The organism is Microbacterium sp. MYb54 (genome assembly GCF_002979515.1).
Classification (GTDB): domain Bacteria; phylum Actinomycetota; class Actinomycetes; order Actinomycetales; family Microbacteriaceae; genus Microbacterium.
In genome coordinates this window covers 89,804-102,169 of record NZ_PCPA01000005.1, presented here as the reverse complement: position 1 = coordinate 102,169, position 12,366 = coordinate 89,804, and the positions used below count along the sequence as shown (strand labels likewise).

Below are 12,366 nucleotides of genomic sequence, written 5' to 3'. Positions count from 1 at the left end.
CTCAATCGTCTCGGGGGCGCTGACGCAGGCTCTTTACGTCGGTGCGTCGCTGCTTGGCCTTGAGCCGGCGCTCCTTCGATCCGCGACTCGGCTTCGTCGGCCGCCGCGGCGGTGCCGGTGGACGCAGAGCTTCCCCCACCAGCGCGACCAGCCGGTCACGGGCGGCATCCCTGTTGCGCAGCTGCGCGCGGTGCTCGGATGCCGCGATCGTCAGCACGCCGTCGACCAGACGACCGCTCAGTCGGTCGAGCAGTCTCTCGCGCTGATGCGGCGTGAGCACCGTCGAGTTCGCCGCATCCCACACCAGCTCCGCCCGCGAGTCAGCCGTGTTCACGCCCTGCCCTCCGGGCCCGGACGACCGCGAGAAGCGCCACGACAACTCGGCCTCGGGGATCGTGAGACCCGACGAGACCCGGAGACCCGGACGATGGGCGGAAGGCATGTGTCCATCATCGGGCCTCCGGAAGGGATGGCGCATCTCCCGGCTAGCATTGGCGAGGCGGCACTCACTCCCCGGAGGCGCCTGCCGCCACACGCGGAGCACGAATGAACTCATACCGGCAGGACGACTGGGCGGCGAGCCCCTCGTATCCGTCGACCGTGAATGAGCCGTACTTGATGGGCACGGGCGTCGTCACCGCCGAAGACACCGGCACTCGCCCGCTCTCGCCGCCGCACAGCCACGCCGATCCGATGCTCGCCTGGTGCTACCGAGGCACGGTCTGGGTGCACCTGCAGGATGCGCGGTGGCGCCTCGCTCCGGGTCAGGGTGTGTGGATTCCTGCGCACACCCCGCACACCGCCCACCACGAGCCCGACTCCACCGGCTGCTACACCTACATCCCGGATGCTTCGCTGATCGCACCGGTCGACGGCATCACGCGTGTGCTCGTGCCGCGCGCGGTGCAGGAGATGCTCCTCCACCTCGGCATCAACGACATGCCCACCGATCTGCGCGTGCGGATCCAGTCGGTGCTCATCGAGATGCTGCAGCAGCCCCTGCCGGAGGATGCCGGCGGCTGGGGCGAGGTGCCGATCCCTTCAGACGAACGGGTCGCCCCGCTCGTGCAGGCCGTGCTCGCCGACCCGGGCGACCCGCGCAGCGCGAACGAGCTGTTCCTCGCGCACGGACTCCACGAACGGACGGTGCTGCGCATCTTCCAGAACGACGTCGGCATGAGCTTCGGACGCTGGCGCACCGGGGTGCGGATGACCCTCGGCGCTCGACTGATCGTCGACGGCACACCGATCGGGGCCGCCGCCCACCGTTGCGGCTACGCGACGACGAGCGCCTTCTCGGCGGCGTTCAAGGAGCGGTTCGGGATAACACCGCGCCAGCACGTCGCCCGCGTGCAGGCCGATGCTGCGCACCAGCTGTACTGGCGGTGACCTCCGGCGGTCGATCCGCCCTCCGGTGTCTGTTCAGCGACACAAGTCGTCTATCCCGCAACACTGAGCGCGGCATCCGCGTTCTAGCATCGTTCTGTTAGGGCATGCTTACCTAACTTCTCGCCGCGTCGACGCGGCAACACCCCTCCCCCCTTCCCGAAGGAGAACCATGTCGCTCGCTTCTGCGCGCCCGAAGATCCGCCGAGGCTCTGCCCTCGTCGCCGCGGCCCTCGCCGCCGCCCTCACCCTCGCCGGATGCTCGTCCAGCCCCGAGGAATCCAGCTCAGCCTCCACCACGACGGACGGCGTCGTCATCGAGCACGGCCACGGGAAGACCGTGATCCCCGAGAAGCCGCAGCGCATCGTCACCCTCGGCTGGATGACGGCCGACATCGTCGCCGCCCTCGGCACCAACCCCGTCGGCATGGAAGAGGTCTGGGGCGCCGACGAGAGCGGCTACCAGCCCTGGTTCGAGGAGTTCGTCACCGAGGAGTACGGCGAGACCCCCGAGATCATCCCCTTCACCGACGACGGTCCCAACTACGAGGCGATCAAGGCTCTCAAGCCCGACCTCATCCTGAGCCTGTACTCGGGAATCACCGACGTGCAGTACGAGCGCCTGACCGAGATCGCACCGACCGTCCCCTACATCGAAGGCCCTTGGAACCCGGGCACGTGGGAGGACATGACCCGCACGGTCGGCAAGGCACTGTCGGAAGACGCCAAGGCTGAAGAACTGATCGGCGAGACCGAGGAGCAGATCACGACCCTCGCCGGCGAGCACCCCGAGTTCAAGGACAAGACCTTCGTCTGGGGCCTGACCCTGAACGAGGGCGGCACCGACCTCGGCGTCTACCTCGAGTACGACCCGCGTGTGCGCATCACCGAGGCGCTCGGCTTCACCTCGACCTCGGCGATGGACAGCTTCCTCAAGACCGCTGAGGGCGACAACTGGTACACGGGCGTCAGCCTCGAGAAGCTCTACGACGTGGAGGCAGACCTGTTCGCCGCCTGGGGCAGCAGCGCCGCCGAGGGCGAGTACACGGTCGAGAACAAGGTCGTCTCGCGTTGGAACCCGATCGCCAACGGCTCCTACGTGATCTACGCCGACGACGCCGAGGCCTCGGCCATCAGCGCACCGACCGTACTGTCACTGAAGTACATCCTCCCGAAGTACGTCGACGACCTCGCTGGTGCGCTGCAGGGCGAACCCACCATCACCGGCAAGTGACCACCGAGATGTCCCTGGCGACGGACGACGGCACGGACGTCTCGAACACGGGTGCGGGGAATCGCAGCGTCGACTCCCCGCACCGCAACGGGACGCTCGTGGTCGGACTGATCATCTCGGCGGTGGTGCTGGTGCTCGCCGCCATCGCCTCGCTGGCGGTCGGCAGCCGTGCGATCGACCCCGCCACGGTGCTCCAGTCGCTCTTCTCCTACGACGATGAGAACCCGCTGCACCTGATGGTCATGGAGCTGCGGGTGCCCCGCACCCTGCTCGGCATCATCGTCGGTGCCGCGCTCGCCGTGTGCGGCGGACTCATCCAGGCCTTCACCCGCAACCCCCTCGCCGACCCCGGCATCCTCGGGGTCAATGCCGGAGCATCCTTCGCCGTCACCTTCGCGGTCGGCGTGCTCGGGCTCACCACCCCCGGCGCCTACGTGCCCTTCGCCCTCGCCGGAGCGTTCGTCCTCACCATGCTCGTCTACATCCTCGGATCATTCGGAGCCTCGGGCGCGACCCCCATGAAGCTGACCCTCGCCGGAGTCGCTCTGGGCGCCGCCTTCACCGGCTTCACCACCGCGATCGTGCTGCGCGACCACAGCACCCTCCAGGTCATGCGCTTCTGGGGCGTCGGCTCGATCGGCGGACGCACCCTCGACCAGCTCACCTGGGCAGTGCCCCTGATCGTGACCGGCCTGCTGATCGGGCTCCTGTGCGCACGATCTCTGAACGCCCTCGCACTCGGCGACGACCTCGCACAGGCCCTCGGTGCCCGGGTGCGGGTGACCCGCGTGCTGGTGATCATCGCCGTCACGCTGCTGGCCGGAACCAGTGTCGCCGCGGCCGGACCCATCGCTTTCGTCGGGCTCATGATCCCGCACATCGTCCGCTGGTTCACCGGGCCCGATCAACGCTGGGTGCTCGCATACTCGATGCTCATCGGCCCCTCCTTCCTGCTGTTCGCCGACATCATCGGCCGCGTCGTGCTCCCCAACGGCGAGATGCGCGTCGGGATCGTCACCGCCCTCCTCGGAGCCCCCATCCTGATCGTCCTCGTGCGCCGCAAGTGGGTGAGCGGACTGTGAGCATCGACCAGAAGCCCGTCACCGTCACGAACACCGAAGCCTCGTCTCCCGCATTCACCCCGGTCGATCACGGTCGCCGCCTGATCCGCATCGAGAACTCGCGGATCGCCGCCCTCATCCCGACCCGCTCGGTGGTCGTGTCGGTCGCCCTCGTCATCGTGATCATCGGCGCAGGACTCGCCTCCATGACGATCGGCGCCTACGAGGTGGACTTCGCCTCGGTCCTCCGGGCGATCTTCGACCCGGCATCCGATCCCGACATCCGCCAGGTCGTCTTCGAGTGGCGCCTGCCTCGCGTGCTGTTCGCGGTGCTGTGCGGGGCAGCGCTCGCCCTCGCCGGCGGCATCTTCCAATCTCTCACCCGCAACCCGCTCGGCTCTCCCGACATCATCGGGTTCGGGATCGGCGCCCAGTTCGGCGTGACGCTCGTGATGATCGTGCTCGAGCTGAACACCTACATGTTCAAAGCGGCAGGCGCGCTCGTCGGCGGCCTGTTCACGGCCCTGCTCGTCTACGCCCTGGCCAGCAAGAACACCATGTCGTCGTTCCGCCTGATCATCGTCGGCATCGGCGTCTCGGCAGGGCTCGGGTCGCTCACCTCGTGGATCCTGATCTCGGTCAGCGTCGAGAAGGCGATGATGGCGGCGACCTGGGGTGCGGGTTCGCTCGCCTCCCTCGGGTTCGACCAGCTGATCCCGGCGGCGATCGTGTTCGCGATCGTGACCGTGCTCGCCCTCCCCCTCGCCCGCACACTGCCGGTGCTGGAGATGGGCGACGACGCGGCGACAGCGCTGGGCATCAGCCCCGGACGCACCAGGCTCTCGGCGATGGTTCTGGGTGTTGCCCTGGTCGCGCTCGTCACCGCGGCCGCCGGACCCATCTCGTTCATCGCGCTCGCCGCCCCGCAGATCTCGCAGCGCCTCACCCGCTCGAACACCCCGATGGGCACGGTGCCGGTGATGCTGACCGGAGCCGCCCTCGTCGTGGTGTCGGATGCCGTCGCCCAGCTCGTCGCCGTACCGGTCGGCGTCGTGACGGTCTCGGTCGGCGGCATCTATCTCGCCTGGCTGCTCGCCGCCCAGTACGCGCGCCGCACTTGAAAGGAACACGCATGACCACTTCGCTGCTGGCCCGCGACATCACGCTCGGCTACGGGGAGACCCCCATCATCTCCGACCTGTCGCTCGAGGTTCCGGACGACTCGTTCACGATCATCATCGGCCCCAACGCCTGCGGCAAGTCGACCCTGCTGCGCGGATTCGCACGACTGCTGCGCCCGAGCACCGGCGCCGTTCTGCTCGACGGCGACGAGCTGCGCTCGCTCAAGCCCAAGGAGGCCGCCCGCAAGCTGGGGCTCCTCCCCCAGTCATCCATCGCGCCCGACGGCATCACGGTCGCCGACCTCGTGGGGCGCGGACGCTTTCCACACCAGAGCGCCATGCGCACCTGGAGCAGCGCCGACGAGCGCGCGGTCTCCGAGGCCATGGCCGCGACCGGGGTCACCGACCTGTCGCGCCGTCTGGTGGACGAGCTCTCCGGCGGGCAGCGGCAGCGCGTCTGGGTCGCGATGGCCCTCGCCCAGCAGACCAAGCACCTGCTGCTGGACGAGCCGACGACCTTTCTCGACATCGCGCACCAGATCGACCTGATGGAGCTGTTCGCCGACCTGCACCGCAGCGGCACCACACTCGTCGCGGTCCTCCACGACCTCAACCACGCGGCCCGCTACGCGACCCACCTCGTGGCGATGCGCGACGGGGCCATCGTGGCCCAGGGCGACCCGCGGGAGATCATCACCGCCGAACTCGTCGACGCCGTCTACGACCTGCCGTGCAAGGTGATCACCGACCCGGTCTCCGGCACCCCGCTCGTGCTCCCGCTCGGCCGGCGCAAGTCGTGACGGGCACCCCTCGGCGACTCTTCGGAATCGCGCTGAAGTCGGAGGGGCGCGGCGTGGCCCTCGCGGGAGCGACCGCCCTCCTCATGGTGCACGCGCTCGCGGAAGCGACGATCCCCGTCATCATCGGTGCGACCATCGACCGCGCTGTGCTGCCGGCCGACCCGACAGCTCTCGCGATCTGGATCGGCGTGCTGATCGGCACCTTCCTCGTGCTGACCGTGAGCTATCAGTCCGCATCCCGGCTCATGGTCTCGATCTACGGATACGGCGAGCAGGCGCTGCGCCATCTGACCCTGTCGCGGATGCTGCGCCCCCGGCTCTCCCGCCGCACCGTGACCCCCGGCGAGGCCCTCACCTTCGTCACCTCAGACACCTACCGCGTGGCCGGAGTCGCCTGGTCGGTCGCCCAGCAGTGCTCCACGATCGCCGCGATCATCGGCGCAGGGCTGGCGATGCTGGTGATCTCGCCCGTCGCGACGATCGTGGTGTTCGGGTCGACCATCGCGATGATGCTCGTCATGCAGGTGGTCTCACGCCCCCTCGAGCGTCGCGGTTTCGCAGAGCAGCATGCGGCGACCGAGGCCGGGGCGGTCGCCGCCGACTTCATGAGCGGATTCCGAGTACTGGTCGGCATCGGTGCGCGCGAGGAGGCCGTGCGTCGGTACGTCGCGGCCAGCGACACCTCCCGTCGCGCCGCCACGGCAGCCGGGCGATCGCTCGCCTCGTACGAAGCGGTGAGCGGCACGCTGGCCGCGGTCGCGACGACTGCGTTGGCCGGCATGTCGGCCTGGTTCGCCGCGGAAGGTCGCATCAGCATCGGCGAGCTGGTGACCGTGCTCGGGCTCGCCCAGTTCATCAGCGGCTACCTCGCGTACGCGGGCTCGTTCCCCTCGAACTGGATCCACAAGCTCGCCTCTGCCAAGCGGCTCGCCGAGGTGATCGACGCCGACGACCTGCTCGATGCACCACCCGCGTCTTCTGCCCCGACAGAATCGGCCGGCGATGTCGTGCTGGCCTTCCGTCCCGGCTCCGCCTCCGCTCTCATCGAGGTGCGCGAACGTGAGCTGCTCGGCATCCGCCCCGCCGACAGCGACACCGCCCGCGCGCTCTCTCGCCTGCTCGGACTTCGCACGCGAGCCGACCGCGGTCTGGTGTCACTCGCCGTCGACGGCGACCTCCGCGATCTGACCGACCTCGATCCGGTGGAGTACCGGCGCCGTGTCGTCGCCCCGCCGCACGGCCAGACGATCGTGAGCGGCACTCTGCGCGAAGCCGTGCGAGGGCACGGGGCGGACGAGCCTGCACACGCGCCCTTCGTCGAGATGGCGGCGCTGCACGACACCGTGGTGCAGGTCGGCGGGTGGGAGTCGCAGGTCGGCGAGGCCGGGCGACGACTCTCCGGTGGACAGCGGCAGCGCATCGGCATCGCCCGCGCCCTGCACGCGGACGCCGAGGTGCTGGTGCTCGATGAACCGACCTCCGCCGTCGACGCCATCACCGAGGCCCACATCGCGCGAGCCCTCGCCGAACACAGCGAGACCGTGATCGTGATCACCACCTCTCCCGTGCTGCTCGGCGCCTGCGACCGGGTCATCGAACTCCCCGCTGAAGGATCGGACGCGCCATGAGCGACCTCACCTCGACCGCCGCCCTGCTTCCGATCGCCTCCAGCGCCCGTGTGCGTGCCGTCGTCGGCGCGCTGCTGCGACAGCATCCGGGTCGCACCACCGCGGTCGCCGTACTCTTCCTCGCCGCGTCCGCTCTCGGGATCGTCATGCCTGCGTGCCTGGGGCGCATCGTCGACGCCGTGTCGTCGGATGCCGGGTTCGCGATCATCGCGGGGTGGGTCGCCGGCGCCGGTCTCGGTGCGATCGGTGCCGCCGTGATGATGCTGTGGGCCGTTCGAGTGCTCACCGGGCTGGTGCAGGACATGCTCGCGAGCCTCCGCGAAGACGTGTTCGCCTCGGCGATGCGCCTTCCGGTGAGCTCGGTCGACGACGGCGAGAGTGCAGACCTGCTGTCGCGGGTCACCGGCGATGTGGATGCTGTGGCCGAAGCCGGAGGCAACGTCGCCCCGACGCTGCTGTCTGCCGCGTTCGCGATCGGGGTCTCGGTGGTCGCGCTGGCCGCGCTGGATCCCTGGCTCGCGCTCGCGGGCATCGCCTCTGCGCCGTTCTACGTGCTCGGCACCCGCGCGTTCCTGCGGAAGTCCCGAGTCGTGTTCCGCGAGGTGCGGGTGCGCGAAGCCGCCCGCAGCCAGGCAGTGCTCGACGCGGTCGAGGGCATCGAGACGCTCACCGCGTTCAACGAGCAGGAGCCTGCCCTCGAGCGCGTGCGTGAGCGTGCAGAGGCCTCGATCCAGATGCAGATCGAGGGCGTGCGGGTGACGAACCGGCTGTTCCGCTGGATCAACGGCGGCGAACTCGTCGGCCTCGCGGCGATCCTCGGCACCGGCTTCCTGCTGCAGTCCGCCGGCGCGATCACGGTGGGCGCTGTCACCACGGCCGCGCTGCTCTTCCACCGCCTCTTCGGCCCCGTGGGTCAGCTGATCTTCGGACTCAACGACATCCAGCGGGCGGCGATCGGGCTCGCCCGGCTCGTCGGCGTCATCGACCTCGCACCCGCGGCATCTGCAGCGCCGGGTGCGGGAGCGGATGCTGCGGCACGGGTATCCACGGGGATCGAGGTGCGTGATCTGACCTTCCTCTACCCGACGACCGGACGCGGCATCAGCGGTGTGAACCTACAGGTCGATCGCGGCACCACAGCGGCGCTCGTTGGCACCTCGGGGTCGGGCAAGAGCACGCTCGCCCGCGTGATCGCCGGGCACCACCCACCGACTTCGGGCAGCGTGCACCTCACCTCGAACGACATCGCGCCGTACTACCTGTCGCAGGAGCTGCACCAGTTCCGCGGCACGATCGCCGACAACCTGCGACTGGTCGCTCCCGAGGCGAGCGACCACGAGATGGTCGCGGCCCTGCAGGCGGTCGGAGCGCAGTGGGCGATCGATGCGATGCTTCGCGAGGAGACGGCGGCTGCGGAAGAGGACTCATCCGCTGATCCCGTCGTGCCGCTGGACGAGGGGCGCATCCAGCAGCTCGCGGTCGCCAGGGCGTTCCTCGCCGACCCGGATGTGGTGATCCTCGACGAGGCCACCGCCGATGTCGGACTCCACCACCGGGAGGCCGTCGAAACGGCGATCTCCGCGCTGCGCACGGGACGGACTGCTCTGCTCATCGCACACCGACTGCAGCAGGCCGTCACCGCCGAGCAGATCGTCGTGTTCGCCGAGGGCAGGGCTACGCAGCGCGGCACGCATGAGGAGCTCCTCGCCACCGACGGGCTCTACCGCGACTCCTGGCTCGCCCAGACCCGCAGCAGCCCGCACCCGCAGCACCCGACCGACCGATCCCCCACAACAGAGACGGAGACTCCGTGAGCATCCACCGCGGCATCGTCAGCAGCACGACCACACTCACCCCGACCCTGGTGCGCGTCACCCTCGGTGGTGACGGCGTCGCCGAGTTCCTCAGCACCGGCATCGGCGACGAGTACGTGCGGGTGTTCTTCCCTCACGGCGAAGACCCGAAGGACGTCTCCCTGCCCGTGCCGGCCGGTGACTGGTGGGAGACGCCGGAGGGAGCACCCGAAGCGCCGATGCGCACGTACACGATCAGCGGCGTGCGCGCAGATGCCGGTGAACTCGACATCGACTTCGTGATCCACGAAGCGGGGGTCGCGGGCCCCTGGGCCGCGCGCGCAGAGCCGGGGCACGTGCTCGGACTGAACTCCCCGACGGGCCTGTACTCGCCACCGGACGGCATCACATGGCAGGTGCTCGTCGCCGACCTCACCGGGCTTCCGGCCGTGGCGCGCATCATCGCCGAGGCACCTGAGGGCGTGCGCACGCGGGTCGTGTTGGAGGTGCCGAGCGAGGCGGACCGCGTGCCGCTCGAGGTGGCCCCCGACGTCGAGGTCACCTGGGTGGTCGGTGGCAACGGTCACGGGCCCAGTGCGCTCGGCCCGCTCGTGCGCGGCATCGTCGACGACCGACTCCCCCTCGACGAGGGCTACGTGTGGGTGGCCGGCGAGACCGTGGCCTTGCGCGACGTGCGCAAGTACCTGCGCAAGGAGCTCGGCCTGCCCGCGACCCGCTTCAAGGTCGTCGGCTACTGGACGCCGGTCGCCGCGTGGGACGAGAAGTTCGCCGCGCTGCCCGACTCGGTGCAGAAGGAACTCGACGCGATCTGGGCCGATGCCACCGACGATGAGCCCGAGGACGTGCAGGTGCGCTTCGAGGAGCGGCTGGACCAGTTGGGGTTGTGAGGTCGCGCCCCGCCCTGAGCTTCCGGTCGCAGTTGCTGCCGTCCGCGGGGCGTTTCGACGGCGGGAAGTGCGACCGGAGCGGCAACTCGGGCTCGGGCTCGGGCTCGGGCTCGGGCTCGGAGGATCACTGCACGGTGAGCTCCGTGCCCTGGCCCACGTCGACGATGACCCCGATGTAGGAGGGGATCGCCTTCGCCATCTGCTCCCGCAGCTCGTCGAGCGGCGGGGTCGATCCGTCCGGGGTCGTGAGCGAGATCGTGGCTGTCAGCCCGCTCCATTGCACCGCCCCGTGGATGTGCCCTTCGGTCTCGCCGTCGAGCCAGTCGGCTGTCGTGTTCTGGATGTCGACCGACCAGCGGGCGACCGCGACCGAGGCGACCGAGTTCGCGGCGAGCGGCACCGCGATGATGACAGCCAGAGTCGCGACGACCGCATAGGCACGGCGTCGATTGGCGGTCGGCGAGGAACCGGGATCCCGCGCGTACCCCGCCATCGTGAACACGATGCTGCCCGCGATCACGAGTGCGAACACGTTCGAGAGGAACAGCACCAGCGCCCCGAGCGCCGCCGGCCACTGCCCCTGCCCCGCGCACACACCCACAACTCCGAGCGGCGGCACGAGAGAGATCGCGATCGCCACCCCCGGCAGCACTGCACTCAGGTCTTTGCGGCACATCGCGAAGCCGCCGGCGAACCCGGTCGCAAGCGCTGCCATCAGATCCATCAGGCTCGGCGAGGTGCGTCCGATCACCTGGGAGTTCGTGGAAAGGCTCTCGGGGGTCGCGACGAAGACGGCGAACACCAGCCCGAGGGCGATCACGATGCCGACCCCGCTGAGCACCCACAGGATCGACGAAACGACCAGCCGAAGGTGCCCGGTGACGATGCCCCACGCGATGCCGAGGATCGGCGTGCCGAGCGGGGCGATGATCATGGCCCCGATCACGGTTGCGGTCGAATCGGTCAGCACCCCCGCGATCGCGATCATGCCCGAGAGCGTGAGCATGATGAGGAACCCGGAACGCTTGCTGAGGGTGTCACCGGTGCTCAGATCGAGCACGTCGTTCAGTCCATCGGCTGTCGGTCGCTGCGACCTCGGGATCAGCGTCTGCGTCAGTCGGGACATGGGCCAGCCACTCGACCGGCTCTACGCGCGTTCGTCATAGCGGAAAGCTAGGGGTACCGGACACGACCCGCAAGAACCCCTTCACCCGCGCAGGAGGAGGGCCGGCGACCGGCCTGAGGAACCGAAGTGGACGCGACGGCGGGAGTCGAACCCGCAACGCCATCAGGTATGAACTGAGGCCCGGGACCGCCCGGATCGCCGCGATGGGAATGACGTTACCCGGCCGTGATCTGACCCGCCAGGACCGTTGCCTGGGATAACCCTATGAGTCTGAGGATGACCGATGAACGTCACTCGGCGTCATCGGGCTCCGGGGCGTCGAGGGCGCGCATCAGGCGACCGACCGCCTCGCGAAGCTCGCTGCGGTGCGGCTCCGAGAGGGCCACCGTGTACTCGACGCCCTCGGGGATCCAGAGCAGTCCGTACATGGCCTCGCGCCAGTCCGAGCCGCCGACGGGCCACCGTGTGCGGTCTTCGCCCACAGCCGTCGCGCCCTGCCACCACGGCCCGAAGCGCTCCTGCATCTCGGCGAGCGGAAGCTCCATCACGGCGGCCGCTTCGACCTTCTGGGGCGACCACGACGAGGCGATCAGCACGCGCTCCTCGATCTCCTCCTCGGTGATGCCGCGCCGCGTGAACAGCACCCGCGTGTGCTCGACCGCGGCGATGCGGTCGACGCGGAAGGTGCGCCAGTCGTCGCGGTCGAGGTCCCAGCACAGCAGGAACCACTTGCGGCCGGACGGCGCCAGAGCGTGCGGCTCGACGCGACGGAGGCTCTCCTGCCCTTCGCCATCGACGTACCGGAGCCGCAGTCGCTCGGTGTCGCGGGTGGCGAGGGCGATCTCCCCGAGCACTTCCGGTGAGACGACCGGCCCCTCTCCGATGCGCGGTGCCTGCACCGACGCGGCGAGCGCATTCACCCGCTGCCGCAGCGCGGAGGGCAGCACCTGTTCGAGTTTCGCGAGCGCGGTCAGTGTGACCTCGGGTCCACCGACGAGCTGCTGCGTGGCGGCGACGCGCAACCCGATCGCCATGGTCACGGCCTCATCGTCGTTGAGCAGCAACGGTGGCACCGCACTCCCGGCCTCCAGCCGATAGCCGCCGGCCACACCCGGGGCCGACTCCACGCGATAGCCGAGCTCGCGCAACCGGTCGACATCGCGGCGCACGGTGCGCTCGGTCACCCCCAGCCGGGTGGCGAGCTCGATCCCCGGCCAGTGCCGGTGCGTCTGCAGCAGATTGAGCAGAGCGAGTGCGCGAGAGGTGGTGTCGGTCATGCGTCTCAGATTGCCAGATGATGCGGACAGGA

Annotated in this window: 11 protein-coding genes and 1 tRNA gene; 8 read left to right on the top strand and 4 right to left on the bottom strand. The window is 69.5% G+C overall.

Annotated elements, in window-relative coordinates:
• Position 1: 1 nt before the first annotated feature.
• Complete coding sequence (gene arfB / locus CQ040_RS07460) at positions 2-442, bottom strand: alternative ribosome rescue aminoacyl-tRNA hydrolase ArfB (RefSeq protein WP_105526249.1); 441 nt, start codon at positions 440-442, stop codon at positions 2-4.
• Between the two features lie 104 nt (positions 443-546).
• Between arfB and CQ040_RS07455 the strand changes: the two genes are divergently transcribed.
• From CQ040_RS07455 to CQ040_RS07420, 8 genes are all read left to right on the top strand, one after another.
• The gene (locus CQ040_RS07455; protein ID WP_105526250.1) at positions 547-1,389 is read left to right on the top strand and encodes an AraC family transcriptional regulator; all 843 of its coding nucleotides are present in this window, start codon (positions 547-549) and stop codon (positions 1,387-1,389) included.
• Between the two features lie 169 nt (positions 1,390-1,558).
• Positions 1,559-2,620, top strand: a complete 1,062-nt coding sequence (locus CQ040_RS07450; protein ID WP_105526251.1) for an ABC transporter substrate-binding protein — start codon at positions 1,559-1,561, stop codon at positions 2,618-2,620.
• Positions 2,617-3,702 (top strand): iron ABC transporter permease, encoded by a 1,086-nt coding sequence (locus tag CQ040_RS07445; protein ID WP_105526252.1) that lies wholly within the window; start codon positions 2,617-2,619, stop codon positions 3,700-3,702. The genes CQ040_RS07450 and CQ040_RS07445 overlap by 4 nt, the downstream gene beginning before the upstream one ends.
• Positions 3,699-4,802 (top strand): iron chelate uptake ABC transporter family permease subunit, encoded by a 1,104-nt coding sequence (locus CQ040_RS07440; protein ID WP_105526253.1) that lies wholly within the window; start codon positions 3,699-3,701, stop codon positions 4,800-4,802. The genes CQ040_RS07445 and CQ040_RS07440 overlap by 4 nt, the downstream gene beginning before the upstream one ends.
• An 11-nt stretch (positions 4,803-4,813) precedes the next feature.
• Positions 4,814-5,602: an ABC transporter ATP-binding protein gene (locus CQ040_RS07435; RefSeq protein ID WP_105526254.1), complete on the top strand. Its 789-nt coding sequence runs from the start codon at positions 4,814-4,816 to the stop codon at positions 5,600-5,602.
• Positions 5,599-7,230 carry an ABC transporter ATP-binding protein gene (locus CQ040_RS07430; RefSeq protein ID WP_219844686.1) on the top strand — a complete coding sequence of 544 codons (1,632 nt, stop codon included), beginning with the start codon at positions 5,599-5,601 and terminating at the stop codon, positions 7,228-7,230. Before CQ040_RS07435 ends, CQ040_RS07430 begins: the two co-directional genes overlap by 4 nt.
• Entirely contained in the window at positions 7,227-9,044 is a 1,818-nt protein-coding gene (locus tag CQ040_RS07425) for an ABC transporter ATP-binding protein (protein WP_105526255.1), read from the top strand. The genes CQ040_RS07430 and CQ040_RS07425 overlap by 4 nt, the downstream gene beginning before the upstream one ends.
• Positions 9,041-9,931, top strand: a complete 891-nt coding sequence (locus CQ040_RS07420) for a siderophore-interacting protein (RefSeq protein WP_105526256.1) — start codon at positions 9,041-9,043, stop codon at positions 9,929-9,931. Before CQ040_RS07425 ends, CQ040_RS07420 begins: the two co-directional genes overlap by 4 nt.
• Positions 9,932-10,055: 124 nt before the next feature.
• Here CQ040_RS07420 and CQ040_RS07415 read toward each other — a convergent pair whose 3' ends face one another.
• From CQ040_RS07415 to CQ040_RS07410, 3 genes are all read right to left on the bottom strand, one after another.
• Positions 10,056-11,057: a TIGR00341 family protein gene (locus CQ040_RS07415; protein ID WP_105526257.1), complete on the bottom strand. Its 1,002-nt coding sequence runs from the start codon at positions 11,055-11,057 to the stop codon at positions 10,056-10,058.
• 127 nt (positions 11,058-11,184) lie between these two features.
• Positions 11,185-11,260: transfer RNA gene (locus CQ040_RS20640), tRNA-Met, on the bottom strand.
• 87 nt (positions 11,261-11,347) lie between these two features.
• Entirely contained in the window at positions 11,348-12,334 is a 987-nt protein-coding gene (locus CQ040_RS07410; protein WP_105526258.1) for a YafY family protein, read from the bottom strand.
• Positions 12,335-12,366: the final 32 nt, after the last annotated feature.

Excerpts from the sequence above, each read along its gene's own strand:
- arfB (WP_105526249.1), bottom strand. The coding sequence starts at position 442 with ATGCCTTCCGCCCATCGTCCGGGTCTCCGGGTCTCGTCGGGTCTCACG.
- CQ040_RS07455 (WP_105526250.1), top strand. The coding sequence starts at position 547 with ATGAACTCATACCGGCAGGACGACTGGGCGGCGAGCCCCTCGTATCCG.
- CQ040_RS07450 (WP_105526251.1), top strand. The coding sequence starts at position 1,559 with ATGTCGCTCGCTTCTGCGCGCCCGAAGATCCGCCGAGGCTCTGCCCTC.
- CQ040_RS07435 (WP_105526254.1), top strand. The coding sequence starts at position 4,814 with ATGACCACTTCGCTGCTGGCCCGCGACATCACGCTCGGCTACGGGGAG.
- CQ040_RS07425 (WP_105526255.1), top strand. The coding sequence starts at position 7,227 with ATGAGCGACCTCACCTCGACCGCCGCCCTGCTTCCGATCGCCTCCAGC.
- CQ040_RS07415 (WP_105526257.1), bottom strand. The coding sequence starts at position 11,057 with ATGTCCCGACTGACGCAGACGCTGATCCCGAGGTCGCAGCGACCGACA.
- CQ040_RS07410 (WP_105526258.1), bottom strand. The coding sequence starts at position 12,334 with ATGACCGACACCACCTCTCGCGCACTCGCTCTGCTCAATCTGCTGCAG.